General features: G+C 68.4%; 19 protein-coding genes. 10 read left to right on the forward strand and 9 right to left on the reverse strand.

All coding sequences use genetic code 11. The annotated features are described in order from the left end of the window. Nucleotides 1–25: 25 nt before the first annotated feature. Together dnaN and dnaA are read right to left on the reverse strand one after the other, a co-directional pair. Complete coding sequence (dnaN, locus tag ACZ56B_RS18195) at nt 26–1,156, reverse strand: DNA polymerase III subunit beta (RefSeq protein ID WP_468791014.1); 1,131 nt, start codon at nt 1,154–1,156, stop codon at nt 26–28. 954 nt (nt 1,157–2,110) lie between these two features. Beyond that, a complete protein-coding gene (dnaA, locus tag ACZ56B_RS18200) occupies nt 2,111–4,060 on the reverse strand; it encodes a chromosomal replication initiator protein DnaA (protein ID WP_468791016.1) in 1,950 nt (649 codons plus the stop codon). Between the two features lie 375 nt (nt 4,061–4,435). On the opposite strand from dnaA, the gene rpmH reads away from it, so the two are divergent. From rpmH to ACZ56B_RS18245, 9 genes are all read left to right on the forward strand, one after another. After that, complete coding sequence (gene rpmH, locus ACZ56B_RS18205; RefSeq protein WP_003956500.1) at nt 4,436–4,573, forward strand: 50S ribosomal protein L34; 138 nt, start codon at nt 4,436–4,438, stop codon at nt 4,571–4,573. A gap of 21 nt (nt 4,574–4,594) precedes the next feature. Continuing rightward, nucleotides 4,595–4,966, forward strand: a complete 372-nt coding sequence (rnpA, locus tag ACZ56B_RS18210) for a ribonuclease P protein component (protein ID WP_468791018.1) — start codon at nt 4,595–4,597, stop codon at nt 4,964–4,966. Continuing rightward, entirely contained in the window at nt 4,963–5,337 is a 375-nt protein-coding gene (yidD, locus tag ACZ56B_RS18215) for a membrane protein insertion efficiency factor YidD (RefSeq protein WP_468791020.1), read from the forward strand. Before rnpA ends, yidD begins: the two co-directional genes overlap by 4 nt. 3 nt (nt 5,338–5,340) lie before the next feature. Continuing rightward, a complete protein-coding gene (gene yidC / locus ACZ56B_RS18220) occupies nt 5,341–6,609 on the forward strand; it encodes a membrane protein insertase YidC (protein ID WP_468791022.1) in 1,269 nt (422 codons plus the stop codon). 12 nt (nt 6,610–6,621) lie between these two features. Continuing rightward, the gene (locus ACZ56B_RS18225; RefSeq protein ID WP_468791024.1) at nt 6,622–7,134 is read left to right on the forward strand and encodes a Jag family protein; all 513 of its coding nucleotides are present in this window, start codon (nt 6,622–6,624) and stop codon (nt 7,132–7,134) included. A gap of 123 nt (nt 7,135–7,257) precedes the next feature. Beyond that, nucleotides 7,258–7,977 (forward strand): 16S rRNA (guanine(527)-N(7))-methyltransferase RsmG, encoded by a 720-nt coding sequence (gene rsmG / locus ACZ56B_RS18230; protein WP_468791026.1) that lies wholly within the window; start codon nt 7,258–7,260, stop codon nt 7,975–7,977. A 351-nt stretch (nt 7,978–8,328) separates the two neighbouring features. Beyond that, complete coding sequence (locus tag ACZ56B_RS18235) at nt 8,329–9,405, forward strand: ParA family protein (RefSeq protein ID WP_468791028.1); 1,077 nt, start codon at nt 8,329–8,331, stop codon at nt 9,403–9,405. Then, nucleotides 9,402–10,502 carry a ParB/RepB/Spo0J family partition protein gene (locus ACZ56B_RS18240; protein ID WP_468791030.1) on the forward strand — a complete coding sequence of 367 codons (1,101 nt, stop codon included), beginning with the start codon at nt 9,402–9,404 and terminating at the stop codon, nt 10,500–10,502. The genes ACZ56B_RS18235 and ACZ56B_RS18240 overlap by 4 nt, the downstream gene beginning before the upstream one ends. A 318-nt stretch (nt 10,503–10,820) precedes the next feature. Continuing rightward, complete coding sequence (locus ACZ56B_RS18245; protein ID WP_468791032.1) at nt 10,821–11,438, forward strand: GNAT family N-acetyltransferase; 618 nt, start codon at nt 10,821–10,823, stop codon at nt 11,436–11,438. A 103-nt stretch (nt 11,439–11,541) separates the two neighbouring features. On the opposite strand, the gene trxA is transcribed toward ACZ56B_RS18245, so the two are convergent. From trxA to ACZ56B_RS18280, 7 genes are all read right to left on the reverse strand, one after another. Next, a complete protein-coding gene (gene trxA / locus ACZ56B_RS18250) occupies nt 11,542–11,874 on the reverse strand; it encodes a thioredoxin (protein ID WP_010032728.1) in 333 nt (110 codons plus the stop codon). A gap of 43 nt (nt 11,875–11,917) precedes the next feature. Further along, nucleotides 11,918–12,886: a thioredoxin-disulfide reductase gene (gene trxB / locus ACZ56B_RS18255; RefSeq protein WP_468791034.1), complete on the reverse strand. Its 969-nt coding sequence runs from the start codon at nt 12,884–12,886 to the stop codon at nt 11,918–11,920. Nucleotides 12,887–13,078: 192 nt separating this feature from the next. After that, nucleotides 13,079–13,984, reverse strand: coding sequence for an anti-sigma factor family protein (locus ACZ56B_RS18260; RefSeq protein ID WP_468791036.1), 906 nt, complete (start codon nt 13,982–13,984; stop codon nt 13,079–13,081). Further along, complete coding sequence (gene sigM, locus ACZ56B_RS18265; RefSeq protein ID WP_468791038.1) at nt 13,981–14,706, reverse strand: RNA polymerase sigma factor SigM; 726 nt, start codon at nt 14,704–14,706, stop codon at nt 13,981–13,983. The genes ACZ56B_RS18260 and sigM overlap by 4 nt, the downstream gene beginning before the upstream one ends. A 26-nt stretch (nt 14,707–14,732) precedes the next feature. After that, entirely contained in the window at nt 14,733–16,454 is a 1,722-nt protein-coding gene (locus ACZ56B_RS18270) for a protein kinase family protein (RefSeq protein ID WP_468791040.1), read from the reverse strand. Between the two features lie 141 nt (nt 16,455–16,595). Further along, nucleotides 16,596–18,908: a murein biosynthesis integral membrane protein MurJ gene (gene murJ, locus ACZ56B_RS18275; RefSeq protein WP_468791042.1), complete on the reverse strand. Its 2,313-nt coding sequence runs from the start codon at nt 18,906–18,908 to the stop codon at nt 16,596–16,598. A 44-nt stretch (nt 18,909–18,952) separates the two neighbouring features. Then, nucleotides 18,953–21,340 (reverse strand): DUF6049 family protein, encoded by a 2,388-nt coding sequence (locus ACZ56B_RS18280; protein WP_468791044.1) that lies wholly within the window; start codon nt 21,338–21,340, stop codon nt 18,953–18,955. 254 nt (nt 21,341–21,594) lie between these two features. Between ACZ56B_RS18280 and ACZ56B_RS18285 the strand changes: the two genes are divergently transcribed. Continuing rightward, a complete protein-coding gene (locus tag ACZ56B_RS18285; protein ID WP_468791045.1) occupies nt 21,595–23,061 on the forward strand; it encodes a CCA tRNA nucleotidyltransferase in 1,467 nt (488 codons plus the stop codon). The last annotated feature ends 168 nt before the right edge of the window (nt 23,062–23,229 follow it).

Here is a 23,229-nt window from a genome sequence, read left to right on the forward strand (position 1 = left end):
ACAGCTGTGGACGACCGGGGCGACGTCAGCCGCTGAGCCGCACCGGCATGATCAGGTACTTGTAGGCCTCGTCCGCCTCCGCGTCCACCGCGGGCCTGCCGCTGAGGAGCGCGGGCTTGGTGGACGTGGTGAACGACAGCTGGGCCACCGGGGAGTCGATGGCGCTCAGGCCGTCCAGCAGGAAGGTCGGGTTGAAGGCGATCGAGATGTCGTCGCCCTCGAGCTGGGCGTCCACCCTTTCCACAGCCTGTGCGTCGTCGCTGGAGCCGGCCTCCAGGATGAGCACGCCCTGCTCGAAGCTCAGCCGCACCGGGGTGTTGCGCTCGGCCACCAGGGCCACGCGCTTGACGGCCTCCACGAAGGGGGCGGTCTCGATCACGGCGACGCTGTTGAACTCGGTCGGGAAGAGGGTGCGGTACTTCGGGAGGTCGCCCTCCAGCAGCCGCGTGGTGGTGCGGCGGCCCGCGCCCTCGAAACCGATCAGGCCCTCGCCCGCACCCGAACCGGACAGCGCCAGGATCACCTGGTCGCCGCTGGTCAGCGACTTGGCGGTGTCCAGGAGCGTCTTGGCGGGCACCAGGGCGACCGCGGAGGCGTCCGGGTTCTCCGGCTTCCACAGGAACTCGCGGACCGCGAAGCGGTAGCGGTCGGTGGAGGCCAGCGTCACGGTGTCGCCCTCGATCTCGATGCGCACACCGGTGAGGACGGGCAGCGTGTCGTCACGGCCGGCCGCGATGGCGACCTGCTGCACGGCGGAGGCGAAGACCTCGCCGGGGACCGTGCCCGTCGCGTTCGGCATCTGGGGCAGGGCCGGGTACTCCTCCACAGGCAGGGTGTGGAGGGTGAACCGCGAGGATCCGCACACCACCGTCGCCCGTACACCGTCTGTGGAGATCTCCACCGGCCGGTTGGGGAGGGCGCGGGAGATGTCGGCGAGCAGACGGCCGGAGACGAGGACGGTGCCCTCCTCCTCGACCTCCGCCTCGACCGACACCCGCGCGGACACCTCGTAGTCGAAGCTGGACAGGCTCAGCTGACCGTCCTCGGCCTTCAGCAGCAGGCCGGCGAGCACAGGGGCCGGCGGACGGGCCGGGAGGCTGCGCGCCGCCCAGGCCACTGCCTCCGCGAGTACGTCGCGTTCCACCCGGATCTTCACTGTTGCCGCCTCCTGCTGTTGCCGGCGCTTCTCGCCCTGCCTGGCTCTCGTCGTCTGACTCGGTGTCGTCGTCCCCGGTGAGGGGAAGAGCACCGAGGACCAGTCTGACGCACCGCACTGACAGTAGGCGCCCCTCGGGGTCAAGTCGTGACGAGGGGCGGCCGGGGCCGGGACGGCCAGTTGTGCACAGGGCCTCCTTCGAAGCGAATTCCCCGCTCTCTCTGGTCGGGAGTAGTAGTAGGGCCTGTGGATACCGTGGATAACCCTGTTTCCCCAGTTCAGGGCGGTGATTTTATCCACTGGCCCTGTGGGCCGGAGGGGTGGACAACCGGGCGCCTTTGTGGAGAACGGAAAGTTCTGCACACACCGTGCACAGGGCGGGGCGAGTTCTCCCCAGAGCCGTCCCCAGCTTTGGCAGTCTTTCCCACAGGCCCCTGCAGTGCCCCGATGTGACGTCTTTCACTCGATGCGGTGAGGACGCACGTCGTGTTGCCGAACAGTGGACAGGCATGTGGAGAAAGCGGTGATCGCTGGGGACAACAGGCTCTGACCTGTGGGTTACCCGTGGACAGCCTGGTGCGCAGAGGGGGGATCCCTGCTCTGTCCACAGGCTGTGGAGATCGTTGATCCACGAATCCACAGCGGGCTGACCTGGCGTGATGGTGCCTCGATGAGGGGTGCTGTGGACAGAGTCGGGATAACTTCGCGGTCCCCAGGATGTGGACGGGAAAAAGTCACCGAATCTGTGGAGGACGGCCGTAACCCGGCTGTGTAATCGAACAGCGGGAGTGGGGCGATCGGTCAGGTGTCGGCTGCCGGCTGTCCGTGGTCCGCCGCCCGGGGCCGCCCGCTCCCCTCCGCCGGCCCGGTCGGCCTCGTCGGCGGACGGCGAAAGGGCGTCCCCGGAGGTGCCCCGGGGACGCCCTTTCTGCCGTCCTGTCGGTGTGGCGGCGCTCAGCCGGCCTTGATGCGGTTGGTGAGCTCGGTGACCTGGTTGTAGATGGAGCGCCGCTCGGCCATCAGGTTGCGGATCTTCCGGTCGGCGTGCATCACCGTCGTGTGGTCGCGTCCGCCGAACAGCGCGCCGATCTTCGGCAGGGACAGGTCCGTCAGCTCCCGGCACAGGTACATGGCGATCTGCCGGGCGGTCACCAGCGCGCGCCCGCGCGAGGTGCCGCACAGGTCCTCGACCGTGAGCCCGAAGTAGTCGGCGGTCGCGCTCATGATGGCCGTCGAGGTGATCTCCGGAGCGGAGTCGTCGCCCCCCGGGATCAGGTCCTTCAGCACGATCTCGGTCAGCCCGAGGTCCACCGGCTGCCGGTTGAGCGAGGCGAACGCCGTCACCCGGATCAGCGCGCCCTCCAGTTCGCGGATGTTCCGCGAGATCCGGGAGGCGATGAACTCCAGCACCTCCGGCGGGGCGTTCAGCTGCTCCTGCACCGCCTTCTTGCGCAGGATCGCGATGCGCGTCTCCAGCTCCGGCGGCTGGACGTCGGTGATCAGGCCCCACTCGAACCGGTTCCGCAGCCGGTCCTCCAGCGTCACCAGCTGCTTGGGCGGCCGGTCGCTGGACAGCACGATCTGCTTGTTGGCGTTGTGGAGCGTGTTGAAGGTGTGGAAGAACTCCTCCTGCGTCGACTCCTTGTCCGCCAGGAACTGGATGTCGTCGACGAGCAGGATGTCCATCTCGCGGTAGCGCTTGCGGAAGCTGTCGCCCTTGCCGTCCCGGATGGAGTTGATGAACTCGTTGGTGAACTCCTCCGAGCTCACGTACCGCACGCGCGTACCCGGGTAGAGGCTCCGCGCGTAGTGCCCGATCGCGTGCAGCAGGTGGGTCTTGCCGAGCCCGGACTCCCCGTAGATGAACAGCGGGTTGTACGCCTTCGCCGGGGCCTCCGCGACGGCGACCGCGGCCGCGTGGGCGAAGCGGTTGGACGCGCCGATGACGAACGTGTCGAACAGGTACTTCGGATTCAGCCGCGCGGTCGGCTCACCGGGACCGGGCGCCGGCGCGGGCTGCGCGGCCAGCGGGCCGGGCGCACCGGTGGTGGGCAGGTTCGGTCCGACGGGACCGCCGCGGTGGACGTGTCCGGAACCGGAGGGCGCCTCGGGCAGCTCGCGGCGCACGGCGTCGCGCTGGTCGTAGTCGCCGCGTTCGTAGTCCGTGCGTTCGTAGTCCGTGCGTGACGCGTCGTAGTCGGAGCGCTGCTGGTCGTAGGCCGGACGCTCCATCGGCTGCGGGCGGTAGTCCTGCGAGGGCGGGCCGCCGTAGGCGTCCTGCGGGCCGTAGGCGTCCTGGGAGGGCGAGGCGTACGGGTCCCGCTCCGGGAAGCCCAGACGCTGCTGCTGCCAGCCGTACTCGTCCTGCGCCGGCCGCGGCCAGGAGCCCGGCTCCGGGCGCTGGTACTCGGAGGGGTAGGCGGGACGGGCGGTGGGGAGCTGGTCGCCCGGCGGGCCCGGCTGCTGGTCGGCGCGGCGGCGCCGGTACCCGTCGTAGCTGTCGTACCCCTCGTACGGGTCGCGTTCCGGCCGGTCCTGCCGCTCGGGGCGGTCCGGGCGGCCGGTGGGGAGTTCCGGTTCCTCGTAGCGCGGCTGGGGACGGGGCGCCGGCGGGGCCGGTGGCTCGCCGGCGGTGTCGTCGACGGTGATGGCGATCCGGATCGGGCGACCGCACTCACGGCTCAGGCTCTCGCTGACGACGGGTGCGAGGCGGCCCTCGAGCACACCCTTCGCGAACTCGTTCGGGACGGCGAGCAGGGCGGTGTCGGCCACCAGTGCGAGCGGCTGACAGCGCCGGATCCAGTGCTCGTCCTTGCTCTCGACCCCCTGCCCGTGGCCCTCGCCGAGGAGCTGCTCCAGTACACGTGGCCACACTGCGGCAAGATCGGCAGGTACGTCAGCCACAGGGCACGCTCTCTCACAGGCCCCTCGAACGTGTGATGCGAGAGGCGGGTCGGGATGTAAATCGGGTGGTGAAGGGTCAAGGGAACGAATCGGAGTCCAGCCAAGGTAGTCAGGGCGACCGGTACGGTTCAAGTTGTTGTCCCCAGGCTGTGGACAAGTGTCTCCCGGTGACCACTGGTTTGACCGAATGGCGCGGCCGCGCGTACCGTAACGAGGTCGAGTTGTCGATGGCTGCTGCCGCCTGCCTCCGATGGGCACAGATCGCTCAAGGTGATCGGTCAGCGGTGCACTCGGGCGTAACGCGAGCTTCTCGTGGGCGCACGGTGACAGCCAGGACGGCACCCCGCAAACACCGATTTCTTCTGGAGCCCCCGAGTGAGCAAGCGCACCTTCCAGCCGAACAACCGTCGTCGCGCGAAGACCCACGGCTTCCGGCTGCGTATGCGCACCCGTGCCGGCCGCGCGATTCTCGCGTCCCGCCGCAGCAAGGGTCGCGCCCGTCTGTCCGCCTGATCCCGGTCAGGTCATGACATCGTGCTGCCCACCGAGAACCGGCTGAGGCGGCGCGAGGATTTCGCGACCGCGGTACGACGAGGGCGCCGGGCCGGGCGCCAGCACCTCGTCGTCCACTTTCGTAGCGGTGCCACGGACCCGCATGCGCCTGGGGAGAGCGCTCCCCCGCCGCGTGCGGGTTTCGTCGTGAGCAAGGCTGTGGGAGGTGCGGTGGTGCGCAACAAGGTGAAGCGCAGGCTTCGCCACCTGATGCGCGAGCGAGTCGACCAGTTGCCCCCCGGTAGCCTGGTAGTCGTACGAGCGCTGCCCCCGGCGGGCGACGCCGACCACGCACAGCTGGCCCAGGACCTGGACGCCGCCCTGCGGCGGCTGCTGGGAGGGGGCACGCAATGAAGTATCCGCTGCTGGCTCTGATCAAGATCTACCAGTGGACGATCAGTCCACTGCTGGGGCCGGTGTGCAAGTACTACCCGTCGTGTTCCCACTATGGCTACACGGCCATCGACCGGCACGGTGCCATCAAGGGCACAGCACTCACGGCCTGGCGCATCCTACGGTGCAACCCGTGGTCGCCGGGCGGTGTGGACCATGTTCCGCCGCGCAAGCGTCCGCGGTGGCACGAAATGCTGCGTGACGCCTGGCGCGCACGCAGGGGCGGGCCCTCCGCCGCCGAACCGGCCACCGAGGGACGGACTCCTCCCACACGTCAGGCGAGTCCTTCGAGCCCGGCCGCAGAGACCCCGTCCCATGCCCAAGGAGCATGATCAGTGGACACGATTGCCAGCCTCTTCAGCTTCATCACAACACCCGTCTCCTGGGTCATCGTCCAGTTCCACAGCGTGTACGGGGCAGTCTTCGGCCCTGACACCGGGTGGGCCTGGGGCCTGTCCATCGTGTCCCTGGTGATCCTGATCCGCATCTGCCTGATCCCGCTCTTCGTGAAGCAGATCAAGGCGACGCGCGCGATGCAGACGCTCCAGCCGGAGATGAAGAAGATCCAAGAGCGCTACAAGAACGACCGGCAGCGTCAGTCCGAAGAGATGATGAAGCTGTACAAGGAGACGGGCACCAACCCGCTCTCCTCGTGCCTTCCCATCCTGGCGCAGTCGCCGTTCTTCTTCGCCCTGTACCACGTGCTCAACAGCATCGCGTCGAACGACACCGTCGGCGTGATCAACGAGCGCCTGCTGGAGAGCGCACAGAAGGCCCACATCTTCGGCGCCCCGCTCGCGGCGAAGTTCACGGACAGCTCGGAGAAGGTCGCGGCCCTCAACTCCTCGCTGACCGACGTCCGCGTCGTCACGGCGCTCATGATCGTTCTGATGTCGCTGTCGCAGTTCTACACGCAGCGCCAGCTGATGACGAAGAACGTCGACACCACGGTGAAGACGCCGTTCATGCAGCAGCAGAAGATGCTGATGTACGTCTTCCCCATCATCTTCGCCGTCTTCGGCATCAACTTCCCGGTCGGTGTCCTCGTCTACTGGCTGACCACCAACGTGTGGACCATGGGCCAGCAGATGTACATCATCCACAACAACCCCACGCCCGGTTCCAAGGCCCAGGCCGCGTACCTGGAGCGTCTCTCCAAGCACGTCGAGCGTCACGGCAGGACCCGTAACCGCCGGGAGCGGGCCATCGTCAAGGCCATCGTCGCCAAGGGCCGGGACCGCAACGAGTACGAGCGCAAGTTCATCAACGGTCTGAACAAGGCGGGCCTCGCGGCCCAGAGCGACGGCACGGTGATCAAGAGCGAGGCCACGGCCGCCGCCCAGGCCGAGGACGGTACGCCCACTACCGGAGCCGCCAAGCGGCAGCAGCCCAAGCGGCAGCCGAAGGCCAAGCGCCAGTCGGGGCTGCCCAAGGCGGCCGGTGAGCGCACCTCGCTGACCAAGGCCGACGAGCCCCAGAGCGACCCCCAGCCCGCCGCTGCCGCCAAGAAGAGCGGTGCCAAGCCCGCCGGCAGTACCCGCAGCAGGGCCCAGTCCGGGCAGCGCAAGGGCCCGCAGCGGCCCAAGTCCCCGTCCAAGAAGTAAGGAGTCCATCCCGTGACGGAAGGCACCACCTCCGCTGCTGCCGAGGGCGCAGACACCCTGACCCGCCTCGAGCAGGAAGGCGAGATCGCGGCGGACTACCTGGAGGGTCTGCTCGACATCGCCGATCTCGATGGCGACATCGACATGGACGTCGAGGCGGACCGCGCCTCCGTCTCGATCATCAGTGACACGGGCAGCCGGGACCTGCAGAAGCTGGTCGGCCGTGACGGCGAGGTCCTGGAGGCGCTCCAGGAGCTCACGCGTCTGGCCGTGCACCGGGAGACCGGGGACCGCAGCCGTCTCATGCTCGACATCGCCGATTACCGTGCCAACAAGCGCACGGAGCTGTCCGAGCTGGGCGCGAAGGCCGCTGCCGAGGCCAAGAGCAGCGGCAAGCCCGTGCGGCTCGACCCGATGACTCCGTTCGAGCGCAAGGTCGTGCACGACGCGGTCAAGGCGGCAGGCCTGCGCAGCGAGTCCGAGGGCGAGGAGCCGCAGCGCTTCGTCGTCGTACTCCCCGCCTGATCGGTTCCGTGTTCCCTCGGCCCCGTCTGTAGCGCAGACGGGGCCGAATTTTGTCAGCCTGATAGTTCTGTGATTCTGCTGCCGGCGCCCTGTGCCGGCACGGTACGGAAGGACGGTTCCCCCGTGACGGAGGCAGCGGAGCTTCCCCCCGCGCCCGAGCAGGCACGCGAGGTGTTCGGTGATCGCTTCGCGGACGCGGTCCGGTATGCGGAGCTGCTCGCCGAGGCGGGCGTGCAGCGCGGTCTGATCGGCCCGCGCGAGGTGCCCCGTTTGTGGGAGCGGCACCTGCTGAACTGCGCGGTGCTCTCGGAGGTCGTGCCGGAGGGGGTGACGGTGTGCGATGTCGGCTCGGGTGCCGGCCTGCCGGGCATTCCGCTGGCACTGGTCCGGGAGGACCTCAGGATCACACTGCTGGAGCCGCTGCTGCGGCGTACCACTTTCCTGACCGAGGTCGTGGAGCTGCTGGGCCTGGACCACGTGACGGTCGTGCGTGGCCGGGCCGAGGAGGTCATGGGGAAGCTGCCTCCGGTGCACATCGTGACGGCGCGTGCCGTAGCACCGCTCGACCGCCTCGCCACGTGGGGCATTCCGCTCCTGAGGCCGTACGGAGAGATGCTCGCCCTCAAGGGCGACACGGCCGAGGAGGAGCTGAAGAGCGCGGCGACGGCACTGAGCAAGCTCGGTGCCGTGGCGACGTCGATCGTTCATGTGGGCGAGGGTGTGGTGGACCCGATGTCCACCGTGGTGCGGGTCGAGGTCGGGGAGAGTCCCGGCGGTGTGCGGTTTGCTGCGAAGCGAGCGAAGGCCGCCCGTACGGGGCGGGTTCGTCGGCGACGGGGCTAGAACACGGTTCGTCCCTCCGCGGAGCACCATTCGCCTGCGGGCGAGCGCAATCTGTCCTGAAGGCCAGATGTACTCCACATAAGCTGCCGAATCCATGCAAGTCGGAGTGTCGCAGCGGTACGGCCCCGGTCACTGTGCATCGTGTTTCACGTGAAACATCGCTCACTGCTGCACGGCATCATCAATCGGGGCCGCGCTGCGGCCGAGCCCCGGGGCCGTAAGCCTCTCGGTTCACTCGGGGAGAGGCCGGCGTCCGGCGAGACATCGGCCTCCCTCAGGGGCGGGGAGTTGTCCACAGAGGTGGATTTCTCCACAGAACGGCAGACCTCACTGGTTCGCGACCCTGGAGGCATGGGAGGCTCTGTTCATTGCGAGCCTGAAGTCGAGGAGAGTGAATCCTTGCGGTCCGACGCCAACATCGCGGGACCGATGACCGATCCGGTCCCCGGTCCCCGTACCGAGTCGACGGGGGCGGATGTTTCACGTGAAACGCCGCCTCCGATGGACGACACTCCCATCGGTCGTGCTGCCCAGCTGGCGGTGGAGGCTCTGGGCCGCGCAGGTGAGGGCCTGCCACGGCCTGAGCAGACCCGTGTCATCGTGGTCGCCAACCAGAAGGGCGGTGTCGGTAAAACGACGACCACCGTCAACCTGGCCGCTTCGCTCGCTCTGCACGGTGGTCGCGTTCTGGTGATCGATCTCGACCCTCAGGGCAACGCCTCCACCGCCCTGGGAATCGACCACCATGCCGAGGTGCCCTCCATCTACGACGTGCTGGTGGAGAGCAAGCCGCTGGCAGAGGTCGTTCAGCCGGTCCCCGACGTCGAAGGGCTTTTCTGCGCACCCGCCACGATCGATCTCGCCGGTGCGGAGATCGAGCTTGTCTCGCTGGTGGCGCGGGAGAGCCGACTGCAGCGAGCCATTCAGGCCTATGAGCAGCCGCTGGACTACATCCTCATCGACTGCCCGCCCTCCCTCGGCCTGCTGACGGTCAACGCCATGGTGGCGGGCCAGGAGGTCCTCATCCCCATCCAGTGCGAGTACTACGCCCTGGAAGGCCTGGGACAGCTGCTGCGCAACGTCGATCTGGTACGGGGACACCTCAACCCGACGCTGCATGTATCGACGATCCTGCTCACCATGTACGACGGCCGGACCCGGCTCGCGTCGCAGGTCGCGGAAGAGGTGCGCACCCACTTCGGGGACGAGGTGCTCAGGACAAGCATTCCCCGTTCCGTTCGTATCTCGGAGGCCCCGAGTTATGGGCAGACGGTGCTGACCTACGATCCTGGATCGAGTGGTGCCCTCTCTTATCTTGAGGCGGCACGCGAGATCGCGCTCAGGGGCGTCGGTATCAGCTACGACGCATCACAGGCGCACATCGGCGCACAGCAGAACGGTCCGAGCATGGTGGAGGGCGTCCAGTGAGCGATCGACGGAGGGGGTTGGGCCGTGGTCTCGGCGCATTGATCCCTGCTGCACCGACGGAGAAGACAGGGGCGCCGACTGCGATCGGAGGCGTTGCTTCGACGTCGCCCGCAGCGGTTCCCGTGCTGCCGAACGAGCGAGGAGTGGCAGCCGCGAAGGTAGCCGCTCTGTCCTCCGTTTCACGTGAAACGGAGGACTCGTCGACGAACGGTGCCTCGGCTGCACCCGCACCTCCCATCGGAGCCCACTTCGCCGAGATCCCTCTCGACGCCATCACCCCGAATCCCCGGCAGCCACGTGAGGTCTTCGACGAGGACGCGCTGTCCGAGCTGATCACTTCCATCAAGGAGGTCGGGCTCCTCCAACCGGTTGTCGTGCGGCAGGTGGGTTCGGCCCGGTACGAACTCATCATGGGTGAGCGTCGCTGGCGGGCCTGCCGCGAGGCGGGGCTGGAGACCATTCCGGCGATCGTACGGGCCACGGACGACGAGAAGCTCCTCCTGGACGCGCTGCTGGAAAACCTGCACCGTGCTCAACTGAACCCGCTGGAGGAGGCCGCCGCCTATGACCAGCTGTTGAAGGACTTCAACTGCACCCATGACCAGCTGGCGGACCGCATCGGTCGGTCTCGTCCACAGGTGTCCAACACGCTGCGCCTGCTGAAGCTCTCGCCGGCCGTGCAGCGGCGGGTCGCCGCTGGGGTGCTCTCCGCCGGACACGCACGCGCGCTGTTGTCCGTCGAGGACTCGGAAGAGCAGGAGCGGCTGGCTCACCGGATCGTGGCCGAAGGACTGTCGGTGCGTGCTGTCGAGGAGATCGTGACCCTGAGGGGTTCACGACCCCAGCAGGCTCAGCGCTCCAAGGGGCCGCGGGCGGGCGCCCGGGTCTCCCCGGCGCTGACGGACCTGGCCACGCGTCTCTCAGATCGTTTCGAGACGCGGGTGAAGGTCGACCTGGGCCAGAAGAAGGGCAAGATCACCGTGGAGTTCGCCTCCATGGAGGACCTTGAGCGCATCCTCGGCACCCTTGCTCCCGGTGAGGGTCCCGTTCTGCAGAAGAGCCTGGGGGACGACGACTCCGAGGAGACCGGTTCCTGACTCCTCGGCCGGCCCAGGCGGTCAGCCGGCCAGGGCGGACCTTGTCCGGTGTGTACCGGAACATGGTCCGCCCTTTGTTTTTTGGCGGTATCGGTGGAATCGCTTCATGGATACGATGCGTTCGGATACGGCGCACCCACCCGTCAGTACCTCTGAGACCAAGGCAGGGGCCATGCGAATGACGAGTCGCACCGGACTGGTGAGCGCGGGGCTGGGGGTGGGCGTCATCGGCGGTTTCATCGGCAGCCTGCTCAGCGAACGGAGCGCTCTGAGAGCCGCCCGCGAGGCAGCGAGCGAAGGAAGCGAGGAACAGCCTTCATGGGGCGTCGGCTTGTACCGCTCACGTTGGACAACCTTCAGGACCTTCCCCAACGCTGTCGCTCGTGCGTCTTCTGGGAACTCGATCCCGTCAGCGGCGAGGCAGCGATAAAGGCGGGCACATCCGCGTTCGAGAAGGAGTCGTGGATCTCAGCCGTCCTCCTGGACTGGGGGTCTTGCGGGAGAGTCGTCTACGTCGATGACGTTCCTGTGGGCTTCGTTCTCTACGCTCCCCCCGCTTATGTGCCACGCTCCACGGCGTTCCCCACCAGTCCTGTCTCACCCGACGCGGTGCAGTTGATGACCGCGTTCATCGTGCCGGGTTACCAAGGACAAGGGCTGGGCCGGGTGATGGTGCAGACGGTCGCGAAGGACTTGCTGCGTCGGGGCTTCCGGGCGATCGAAGCCTTCGGTGATGCTCGCTGGAAGGAACCCGCCTGTGTTCTGCCTGCCGACCATCTGCTGGCCGTGGGCTTCAAGACAGTCCGACAGCACCCTGCCCATCCCCGGTTGAGGCTGGAACTGAGGACGACACTCTCCTGGAAGGAAGACGTCGAGATGGCACTGGACCGGCTGCTCGGGGCTGTGCAGAAGGAACCGGCGCTGCGTCCCCTCTGAGGCACCTGACGTCTGTGGCACCTCATGCGAATGGGCTGACCCATGCGGGTCAGCCCATTCGTGTTTCACGTGAAACATGCGCCCTGGATGAGGCCGCCTGTCCTTACTCGGCGATGAACTCTTCGAGGTCGCGCACGATCGCAGCCTTCGGCTTGGCGCCGACGATGGTCTTGGCGACCTCCCCGCCCTGGTAGACGTTCAGGGTCGGGATGGACATGACGCCGTACTTGGCAGCCGTTCCGGGGTTCTCGTCGATGTTCAGCTTGACGACCTCGATCTTGTCTCCGTACTCCGAGGCGATGGCCTCGAGGGAGGGAGCGATCTGGCGGCACGGACCGCACCAGGCGGCCCAGAAGTCCACCAGGACGGGCTTGTCGCTCTTGAGGACGTCCTGCTCGAAGGAGTCGTCGGTCACGTTCTTCAGGGTGCCGGCCACGGCGGGCTCCTTAACTGGTTGATGCGTGAGGTGGTGGATGGGGTCAGACAGCGGTCTTCTCGGGCTCGGCCTTCTCCCCGTCCGTGAGGGAGGCGAGGAAGCGCTCGGCGTCGAGAGCGGCGGCACAGCCCGTACCAGCCGCAGTGATCGCCTGGCGGTAGGTGTGGTCGACCACGTCACCGGCACCGAAGACACCGGTGACGTTCGTGCGCGTCGAGGGCGCGTCGACCTTCAGGTAGCCCTCCTCGTCCAGCTCCAGCTGGCCCTTGAAGAGCTCGGTCCGCGGGTCGTGGCCGATCGCGATGAACAAGCCGGTCACCGCCAGGTCCGAGAGTTCGCCGGTCTTGACGTTGCGCAGCTTCAGACCCGAGAGCTTCTGGTCGCCCTGGACCTCGGCGACCTCGCTGTCCCAGACGAACGAGATCTTCGGGTCGGCGAAGGCACGCTCCTGCATCGCCTTGGAGGCACGCAGGGTGTCACGGCGGTGGACGACCGTCACGGACTTGGCGAAGCGCGAGAGGAAGGTGGCCTCCTCCATCGCGGTGTCGCCACCGCCGATCACGGCGATGTCCTGGTCCTTGAAGAAGAAGCCGTCACAGGTGGCGCACCACGAGACACCGCGGCCGGAAAGGGCGTCCTCGTTCGGCAGGCCGAGCTTACGGTGCTGCGAGCCCGTGGCGACGATGACGGCCTTCGCCTTGTGCACCGTTCCTGCGGTGTCCGTGACGGTCTTGATCTCACCGGTCAGATCGACGGCGACCACGTCGTCCGGAACGAGTTCGGCACCGAAGCGCTCCGCCTGGGCGCGCATGTTGTCCATGAGCTCGGGGCCCATGATGCCGTCCTGGAAACCGGGGAAGTTCTCCACGTCGGTGGTGTTCATCAGCGCGCCGCCGGCGGTGACGGCCCCCTCGAACACCAGGGGCTTCAGCGACGCACGGGCGGTGTAGAGCGCCGCCGTGTAGCCGGCGGGCCCCGAGCCGATGATGATCACGTTACGGACGTCGCTCACGGCTTGATTCCTCGTCTCTGGTCTGCATCGTTCGACCGGTGGGAGCTTCTTTCGGGACTCTCACCCCACCCAACGGATCCTACGGGGCGCGCATTCCCGCTGTACCCGGGCACACGGGGACGGTCACGAGAGGGGTGCACGGTGGGCCCTCTCACACGGGTCACCACGCGGAAGAGGACGAAGCGTCGGTCGTCAGGAACGCAGGTAGGAGTGTTTCAGCAGAACCTTCGCCCCAGGGCCCGAGGACGGGTTGCCCACACAGGTCGCCTCGACGATGTACACGGTTACACGAGTGCCGTCGGAGACATCGGGGAGCACGACGAGCAGCGCTTCCCTGCCTTGATACCTGCCGTGCTCGGCGGCGAGAGCGGCGTCATTGCGGCCGATGCCGTCACGGATGCATTCCGGGACCACGGGCTGCTTGAGGACCTTGGGGCGGGCGGCGCCGGACTCCGACTGTGTTCCGAAGGTGTCCGGAGCACGGGAGCCGCCACTCTCCTGCTGGCTTTGTGCGAGAAGGTCGGCAACCCGCTTCTCCAGCTCCTCCTCGGAGAAGGTGTCCGTGGCGGTCGTATGCCGCTCCCCGTCCGACCCCGCACCGTCGTTCCAGGACGGCAGCAGTGCCGACCCCAGCCCGAGCACGGCGACGGTGAACACGGTCCCCAGGACGGCGGCCCGTCGACGGCCTCCCCTCAGGCGGGCCTTGCGGCCCGGCCCGGTCGTGGAGGAACGAGGGCGCCCGGTCGGTCGGTCCGAAGGCGACGTTTCACGTGAAACATGTGTCCCTTCATCGCTGAGTGCCTCGGGGGACGCGTCGAGGGCTTCCTCGGCGCCCGGCACGGTGGTGCGCGTCAGGGCTTCCGCTGCGAGCGCGTCATCGATGCGTTCCGCGACCTCGGCGGGCATGCGAGGCGGACCCGGCACGGTGCCGAGCAGGCCCCGGATCTCTTCGAGTGAGGCATGAACGTCCGCGCAGAGCTCGCACTCGTCCAGGTGCCGGCGTACATCGGTGGCCCGAACCGGTGGAAGGAGCCCTTCGGTCAGGTCGGAGATCTCCGCGACGTCCGGGTGCTCCGCCTTGTCTGTCGTCGACGTCACGCTCGCCCACCTCCGCCCTTCAAAGCCGCCGGGTCGCTCGGTCCTGTGCCCGGAGAGTCCGCTCGACACGCCCCTGCTGCGGGTGGGACGGGTGTCCCCTGCGTCCGGTTCCGTTCCTCACCCTGTTTCCTGCTCCCACCGGTGCCATCCGACCTCAGGTGGGTGAGCAGGGGCAGGAGCCTGGCTCTGCCCCGGGCACAGCGGCTCTTCACCGTGCCAGTGGGTACGTCGAGGATGCGAGCGGCTTCGGCTACCGGATAGCCCTGCATGTCCACCAGGACGAGGGCCGCCCGCTGATCGGGCGGGAGAGTGCCCATCGCCTCGATCAACTGGCGATGCAGATCATTGCGCTCCGCAGGCGCCGAGGCGGACTCATGGGGCTCCAGCAACTGCTCCAGGCGCTCGGTGTCGTCGATCGGTGCGGTCTTCCGGGAGGCCGCTTTGCGGGCACGGTCCAGGCAGGCGTTCACCGTGATCCGGTGCAGCCAGGTGGTGACGGCCGACTGACCGCGGAAGGTGTGGGCGGCCCGGTAGGCGGAGACAAGGGCGTCCTGAACCGCGTCTGCGGCTTCCTCCCGGTCCCCCAGCGTCCGCAGGGCCACGGCCCAGAGCCGGTCGCGGTGACGGCGCACGAGCTCACCGAAGGCGTCGGGGTCACCGTCCACGTGGCGGGCGAGGAGGTCCTGATCGTTTGCGTCGCGGTGGGCGCTGCTGTCCGCCATGGGACCCCCTCCCCCTCGGTACGCCGTCAGCCGGTGAACTTCAGGTCGGTGATGGCCTGCTTGTAGCCGGGGTTGCTGTAGCCGTCGCCGGGTGCCGACGGCAGGGCGGTGAACCAGACCAGTACGTACCGGGTCTTCACCGGCTTGTCGACCTTCACCGTGGCCTGGTCCCCGGACGTCGTCACGGTTCCGAGCTCGTGCATGGCACTGATCGGTGTGGACGAACTGGTCGAGTCCGTTGCGTACAGGGTGACCGTGGTGTGGTCACCCGAGTAGCGCAGTCCTATCGTCGACGACTTCACGGTCTGTTCGGACCCGAGGTCGTAGACGATGCCCACGCCGGGCTTGAAGACCGGGTTCATGTCCGGCCCGTCCACGAAGCTCTTGGTACGCCAGTAGGTCGAGCTGTCACCGTCGTACGTCTTGGCCACGTCGCCGGGCGCCTGGGCACCGCCCTTCGCCACGTACTCCTGGGCACCCTGGATCGCGAGCGGCTTGGGCTTCTCGGGCCTTTCGCTGATCTTGTCGTCCCCGTCCGTCGTCTGGGTCTTGTTCGTGTCGTCCGCCTTGCCGCCCTGGTCCATGAGGGCGTCCGCCAACTGCCAGCTGCCCAGGCCGAGCGCGGCGATCAACAGGGCCGAGACGGCCCACTTCAGGGCTTTGCCCGTGCGGCTCTGCAGCGGGGGAGGCGGGGGCGACACCGGCTGGGTGACGCCGGGATGGGGCGCCGGACGGCCGTACGTGCCCTGTTGGTAGGTCGTGTGCTGGTACTCGGGCGGGGTGGTGAACGCGGGCTCCGGCGGACGGATGCGGGGCATCTCGCCGATCGCCTTCACCAGTTCCTCCGGCGTGGTGCACGGCGACTCGTGACGTGAGGCGGTGGCCCCCTCGTTGACGAGCGCCCGCATCGCGAGCTCGGACAGGCCGCGGTGGACACCGGCCCGCACCTGGTCCGGCGGGATCAGGCCGATGTCCTTCGGCAGGCCGGACATGCCGTAGGCGTCGTTCTCGTACGGCCAGCGCTGGGTGAGAGCGGCGTAGAGAAGGGCACCGATGGACTCGGTGTCGGTGCGCTGCGGGGTGTCGGAGCTGATGCCGCGCAGCGCCGCGTTCACGGCGAGGCCGCGGATGCGCCACTGACCGGTCGAGGTGCGCAGTACGGCATTGGGGTTCAGACGCAGGTGGGCGAGGCCCTCGCGGTGGGCCGCGGCCATGGCGGAGGAGACCTGACTGACCATCTGGTAGGCGTCGTACACCTCCAGTGGGCCGGCGGCCAGGAGCGTGGTCAGCTCGGTGGCATCGGGGAGCCATTCGTGGACGACGTAGACGAGGTCGTTCTCCTCGACGGCGTCCAGGACCTGGACGAAGCGGGGGTCGCCCAGCAGGGCGGAGGAGCGGGCCGCGGCCAGGACGGACCGGGCACGCGAGTGATCCGCCGGCAGGATGTGCACGCCGACGGCGCGGCGGAGCTTCTCGTCCACGGCACGCCAACTGCTGAACCCGTCCAGACGGGTGACGCACTCCTCGAGGCGGTAGCGTCTGGCCAGCTTGTGACCGCTGTGCAGCTCGGGTGGCGAGGTCTTGCCGGAACCGTCGGCCCCGGTGCTCTCCTGTGCCTCGTCGCTGTCCGTGTCCCGCTCCCGGTTCTTGGCCACCCCGTCGGCCGTGGACTGGTCCGCCTGTGCGGTCAGCGACTGCTCGCCGCTGTTGTCTGCCACGTCGACGGCAGCTGTGCTCCGTTCCGCCACCGTCGTTCCCTGCCTCCCCATCCATTGCGCGCGGACCGGCGTCCGTTGCGCGCCGTTCCACGCCGAAACCAATTGTGCCCACAGTCCGCCGCTATGCACGACACGCGGTGGCTGACGATGGTTGTGCGCCTACCCCCTGCCTCAGCGTCCCAGGCGCCCGCGGACCATGCCGACCAGAGAGTTGAGCTCCTCGATCCGCATCCGACGGGCGGCGACGAAAAAGACGCCGAACAGAACGGCTCCACCGGCCAGGATCGCGGCGAACGAGCCCACGACCCCCTGGCCGAGCGTCTGGCTGATGCCGTAGCAAGCCGCACCACTGAGCAGCGCGGCCGGCACCGACGCGATGCACAGCCGGGCGTAGGTACGCAGCACCCGGGCGCCGTCCAGGTCCCCGCCCAGCCGCTGGCGCAGGCGGCGCCAGGCGACGCCGACGCCGATCGCGTAGGCGACGCCGTACGAGGCGGCCATGCCGACCACGGCCCAGCGGGCCGGGAGCACGAAGAAGCAGAGGGTCGAGGCGACCGCGTTGCCCGCGGCCACGATGACCGTGTTGTAGAAGGGGGTCCGGGTGTCCTCGTAGGCGTAGAAGGCACGCAGGACGACGTACTGCACGGAGTACGGGATCAGGCCGAGACCGAAGGCCATCAGCATGTAGCCCATGTTGGTGGCATCGTCGGTGCCCGACGAGCCGAACATCAGCGTGCACATCGGGATGCCGAGCGAGAGGAAACCGAAGGCGATCGGCACGATCGCGACGGCCGTGGTACGCAGACCCTGCGAGATGTCGTCCCGGACGGCGCCGGCATCGTCTTCGGCCGCCGAGCGTGAGATACGGGGCAGGAGCGCGGCCATCAGAGAGACGGTGATGATGGCCTGCGGCAGGCCCCAGATCAGCTGGGCGTTGGCGTAGGCGGCGAAGCCGGTGCCCCCGACACCGGAATCCAGGCCCGCGGCCGTGGACAACTGGGTCACGACCAGAGCGCCCGCCTGGTTGGCGAGGACGAACAGGAGGGTCCACTTGGCGAGCATCGCTGCCTTGCCCAGCCCGTGCCCCTTCCAGTCGAAGCGCAGGCGGATACGGAACCCGGTCTCGCGAAGATACGGAATCATCGCCAGGGCCTGGACGACGAGGCCGAGCAGCACACCGATGCCGAGGAGCTGCTGGCCCTCCGGAGGGATGTTGGTGACATTCATCCGTGAGTCCGCGGCGCTGCCGTAGACCCAGATGAACGTACCGAGCGTGAAGATGAGGACGATGTTGTTCAGGACCGGGGTCCACATCATCGCGCCGAACCGGCCCCGGGCGTTGAGGACCTGACCCATCACCACGTGGACGCCCATGAAGAAGATCGAGGGCAGGAAGTAACGGGTGAAGGTGACGGCGACCTCGTTGGCCTCGGGATTGCCGGCGACCTCGTTGGACAGCGCACGCACCAGGAGCGGGGCGCCCAGCCACGCGAGGGCGGTGAGCGCGGCGAGGACGACCATGACGAGTGTCAGCAGGCGGTTGGCATACGCCTCGCCTCCGTCCTCGTCGTCCTTCATCGCCCGCACGAGCTGCGGCACGAAGACGGAGTTGAGGCCGCCGCCGACGGTGAGAATGTAGATCATGGTCGGTAGCTGGTAGGCGACCTGGAACGAGTCGCCGAGGAGACCGAGACCCAGTGCTGACACGATCAACGCGGACCGGATGAACCCCGTGAGGCGGGACACCATCGTGCCCGCCGCCATCACGGCACTGGACTTCAGCAGGCTTCCGGCCCGTCCGCCCTTTTTCGGCGCGGGCGCCGGTTCCGGAGCAGGCGCCTCGGCGGTGAGGGGCGGCGTGGCACCCGCGTAGTGGCCGGGGGTCGCGGACGGGCCGGCCACCGGCGCGGACGCGTAGGGCTGCTGGTCACCCGCCGACGGCTGGCCCGGGTGCCCAGCACCGTGCTGCTGGGGATACCCGCCGCCCTGCTGATCGGGGAGGGTGCCGCTCTGCTGCTGGTCGCGGAAGAGGTGGGCGAAGGCGTCCGGCTCGCGGCGCTGCTCCCCGGCCTGGCCGACCAGGTCGTCCACACCCACGAACTGCGTCGTGCGCGGGTCGTCGCCGGAGGGCAGGTACTGCGTCGGTCTGTCCGGCTCCGGTGCGGGGGTCTGGGCCCACACCCGCGGATCGGGAGCGTACGGCGACTGGGGCGGCTGCCCGTAGAGCGGCTGCTGAGGCGAGTACGTGCCCGGAGGGGGGGACGGGTACGCGGCACGGTCGTGGAGCGCCTCCGCGACGGGATCCTGGGCGGTGATGTCCTGTACCCGGTAGGGGTCCTGGCCGTAGGCGTCCCGGAGGTACGGGTCGGCGGGCGGCTGCGGCGCCTGGTCGTGCCCGGGCGGCGGACCCTCGGGGGGTTCCGACTCGGGGTGGCCCGAGCTGCCCGCGGCACGGCCGCGGTCACCGTCGTACGGCGCGTTCATGGTTACCCCACCTCATCGTCCCCGGCCCACCGGCCACGACATCCTCAACGGTCCACTCTCTCACCCGCACCGGACGGGCCTGCGCTTTCCGGTGCGGTGTCCGGTGCCGGGTCACTCGGCTGCTCCGGCGTGTCCGCCCGGTCATCGGACCCGGGCCCCTCGGTGAGACGTGCAGCGAGGGCTCCCGGATCCTGGGGGCCGTCAGCGTCCTTGTCCGGCTCGTCCCGCTGCTCTTCCGCCTCGCGGGCCGCGGCACGTTTGCGCTGCGTGTACATCCGGAAACCGGCGAGGACCAGCAGCAGCACACCGCCGCCGATGACCAGCATCACCGTGGCGGTGATCTCCGTGACCTTCACGTCGAAGGTGACGGGGGCGCCGTACTTCTGACCGTCCTGGGTGTACAGCTGGGCGACCACCGTCGCCCGGCCGTTGGCGTTGGCCGACGTGGTGAACTTCACCGACTGGCTGTGCCCGCCGGACACGGCGATGGGCTGCTCCTCGTAGGAGTCCCCACCGATCTCGAGACGGGTCGGATTGGTCGAGGAGAGCCGCAGCACCAGGTGCTCGACGCCCTGCACCAGATTGTTCTGGACCGTCACGGGGATCGTGGCGCTGCGGCCGGAGAGCTTCGTCTCCGATTTGTCGATGAGCTTCACCTGGTCGATGAGCGTGTCGAGGTACGACTCGACGCCGCTCCGGTAGACCGCCGCCTCGGTGCCCCGGTCCCGCCAGGACACGGACATCCCCCGGTTCAGGGCGCGTCCGAACGGGGTCACCACCCGGGACTGGTCGGAGAGGATCACCTTGAACCTGTCGAGCTTGCCCTGCGTCCTCGCGATCTGCTCGAACGCCGATCGCGGCAGCTCGTGCCCGCGCAGCGACGAGGGGTACGCGGAAGCCGAGGGAACCCTGGTGGTGGCGGCGGGGTCCGGCTTGGTCCGCGCGGCCGCGGCGAGATCCTGTGACTCGGACCAGGCCCCGTTCCGGAGGGCGGCCAGTGCCTCGGCCATCGTCTGGGCCTGGCTCGCGGACGGGGTGCGCTGCGGGGCGATGACGACACTGCGCTGCTTGCCCGTCTGGAGGCCGAGCGTCAGGCTCTGGGCCAGGAACCGCTGCACCGCCTGTGTGGACGTGGAGGCCCTGGTCATGTCGCCCTGGAAGGCCGTGGACAGCGGGGCGTCCGCCACGACGGCGGTGGTGCCGCCGCCGATGGGACGGGGCGCGGAGGGCGTGTACGACAGGTCGCCGCTCTCCTTGAAGGTGTCGCTGCGGGCGATCACCTTGTCGGCACCGGCGGACGTGGCGACCTTGACGATGGAGGGATCGACCGCGCCGTTGACGGGCCAGGCGAACTCCGTGGTGGGTTTCACGTGGAGGATCGACTCCACCGTGTCCGAGGCGACGTCGGTGGCCTCCTTGAGGTGGCTCAGTGAGCCGGTGACGGCGGTGCCGTTGTGGGCGAGGGAAGCCAGGTCGGGGTCGCCGAACGGCAGCGCGACGATCTCCTTGTCCGCCACCGCCTGCTGCACCCCGGCGAGCCATCGCTTGGCGACCGCCTGGTGGCTGCCGGCCGTGTTGTGGTCGCCCTCGCCCTGTACCTCGTAACTCTCGGTCATCGCGTCGACGGAGGCCAGCAGGTCCGGATCGATCACCCAGGTGACGTCGAGGTCCTTGCCCAGTGCCACCATGCGGTCCAGTCGGCCGCCCGGGGAGATCTCCTCGGCGAGGTCGTCGTCGCGGAAGACCGGCGTCTGCTGCTCGTTCGAACCCGTCTCCGCCGTCATGTGGACGGTGGAGATCAACGGCCACAGGAACGTCGTCTTCGTTCGGGTGTCGGCTTTCTCGGGCTGCCACGGGAGGAAGGTCCGCTGGACGCCGAGGACCCGGTCCCAGGGCTGTGCGGCGGTCTGCCCGGTGAGCGACACGGCCAGCTGGTAGACGCCGCTCTGTCCGAGGTCCAGCTCGTCGACCGGGACGGAGATGCTGAAGGGCCGCGAGACACCCGGGATGAGCTCGGGGAACTCCTCGGTGTATGTGCCGCCGACCTCGGAGCCGATGACACCCTGGACGTCGTCGCTGTTCCGGGCGACGCTGTCGATCCTCGAGCGGGTGTTCAGCAGCGGACCCACCCGCAGCCCCGCGTGGGCGTCGGTGACGGTCTGCTTTCCTCTGTTGGTCACCGTGCCGGAGACGGTGACGGTGTCCCCCTCGGTGGGGGCGCTGGGAGTGAGTGAGTCGACCGAGACGGAGACCGAGCCGGCGCTGGAAGCGGCCTGCGATGCGCCCTGCCCGGCGGCAGCCGCGGGAGCCGCGGTCGGCAACTGCAGGAGCCCTGCCAGCAGGAGTACTCCGGCGAGCAGGGCACCGGTGCACCGAAGCCGACGGAGGGCAGGTGAGGGACGGGTCCCCTGGAAGTCTGCCGCCTCGGCCACGCGCTCGCCCGTCCCTCGTCATCGTCAGTGGTCGTCGGAATGTGCGTCCAGGCATGGTAACGATGCCCGCTGAGGGGAAGTGCCGCGGACCGTTCCACAAGATCGGGGACAGAGCCTGGCTGCCCTGTATGGGACTGTATGGCGGAGAGTGCCGTCCAATACCCTAAGAGCAGGCTTTGTGCGGGTATCGACGAGAGCCGCAGGCGCGCAATGGAGGAGCTTCCGGCCGCCCGTGGCACGTACCCTCTTCTGTTGTGCCGAACGCCAACGAAGAAACCAGTGCCCTGAGCCAGGTGCAGGACCGCGCCGTGAGTGAACTGCTGCGGGTCGCCCCTGTCGCCGACGACCTCGCCCGCCGTTTCCAGGAGGCCGGGTTCTCACTCGCCCTGGTCGGTGGTTCGGTGCGGGACGCGTTGCTCGGCCGCCTCGGCAACGATCTGGACTTCACGACCGACGCCCGCCCACAGGACGTGCTGAAGATCGTGCGCCCCTGGGCGGACGCCGTCTGGGACGTCGGGATCGCCTTCGGGACGGTCGGGGCGCAGAAGGAGGCCCGCCTCGGAGACGCTGATCGAAGCTTCCAGATCGAGGTGACCACCTACCGGTCGGAGGCGTACGACCGCACCTCGCGCAAACCGGAGGTCTCGTACGGCGACTCCATCGAGGAGGACCTGGTCCGCCGCGACTTCACCGTGAACGCGATGGCCGTCGCGCTCCCGGAGAAGCGGTTCATCGATCCCCATGGTGGCCTCGACGACCTCGCGGCACGTGTGCTGCGCACTCCGGGTACACCCGAGGAGTCCTTCTCCGACGATCCGCTGCGGATGATGCGGGCCGCGCGCTTCGCCGCCCAGCTCGACTTCGAGGTGGCGCCCGAGGTCGTGACGGCGATGAAGGAGATGGCCGGACGGATCGAGATCGTCTCCGCCGAGCGCGTACGGGACGAGCTGAACAAGCTGATCCTGTCCTCTCACCCGCGCAAGGGCCTGACCCTGCTGGTCGAGACCGGGCTCGCGGAGCGTGTACTGCCCGAGCTGCCGGCCTTGCGTCTGGAACGTGACGAGCACCACCGGCACAAGGATGTCTACGACCACACACTGATCGTCCTGGAGCAGGCGATGGCCCTCGAGGACGACGGCCCCGACCTGACCCTCCGCCTGGCGGCCCTGTTGCACGACATCGGCAAGCCGCGCACACGCCGCTTCGAGAAGGACGGCCGGGTCTCGTTCCACCACCACGAGGTGGTCGGAGCGAAGATGACCAAGAAACGTATGACGGCGCTCAAGTACTCCAACGAGCTGGTGAGGGACGTCTCGCGGCTCGTCGAGCTCCACCTGCGCTTCCACGGCTACGGCACGGGCGAGTGGACGGACTCCGCCGTCCGTCGCTATGTCCGCGACGCGGGGCCGCTCCTCGACCGGCTCCACAAGCTGACGCGCTCGGATTGCACCACGCGCAACCGGCGCAAGGCTGCCGCGTTGTCACGTGCGTACGACGGCCTGGAGGAGCGGATCGCCAAGCTCCAGGAACAGGAGGAACTGGACGCCATCCGCCCGGATCTCGATGGCAACCAGATCATGGAGATCCTGGAGATCGAGCCGGGCCCGGCCGTTGGGCAGGCATACCAGCACATGCTCGAGCTCCGGCTGGAGAACGGACCGATGGAGCACGATGCGGCGGTCAAGGCACTCAAGGAATGGTGGGCCGATCGACAGGGATGAACCCCCGCGACGGGGTCGTGTTTCACGTGAAACACGACCCCGTCGGGTGTGGGGGGGGGGGGGGGGGGGGGGGGGGAGAAAAAGACACCCACCCAGTAGCCAAGCGTCGGCTCCGTTCTTTTCTTTTCCCGCACCAGCGTGGCCCCTCCTCCCCCCGTCTTGTGGGCA

It is taken from the genome of Streptomyces sp. NPDC034670, from assembly GCF_055574875.1.

What these genes read in the sequence shown, in the direction of transcription:
- yidD (WP_468791020.1), top strand. Translation starts at nt 4,963, where the DNA reads ATGAAGTATCCGCTGCTGGCTCTGATCAAGATCTACCAGTGGACGATC.
- ACZ56B_RS18235 (WP_468791028.1), top strand. Translation starts at nt 8,329, where the DNA reads ATGGGAGGCTCTGTTCATTGCGAGCCTGAAGTCGAGGAGAGTGAATCC.
- ACZ56B_RS18245 (WP_468791032.1), top strand. Translation starts at nt 10,821, where the DNA reads ATGGGGCGTCGGCTTGTACCGCTCACGTTGGACAACCTTCAGGACCTT.
- sigM (WP_468791038.1), bottom strand. Translation starts at nt 14,706, where the DNA reads ATGGCGGACAGCAGCGCCCACCGCGACGCAAACGATCAGGACCTCCTC.
- murJ (WP_468791042.1), bottom strand. Translation starts at nt 18,908, where the DNA reads ATGAACGCGCCGTACGACGGTGACCGCGGCCGTGCCGCGGGCAGCTCG.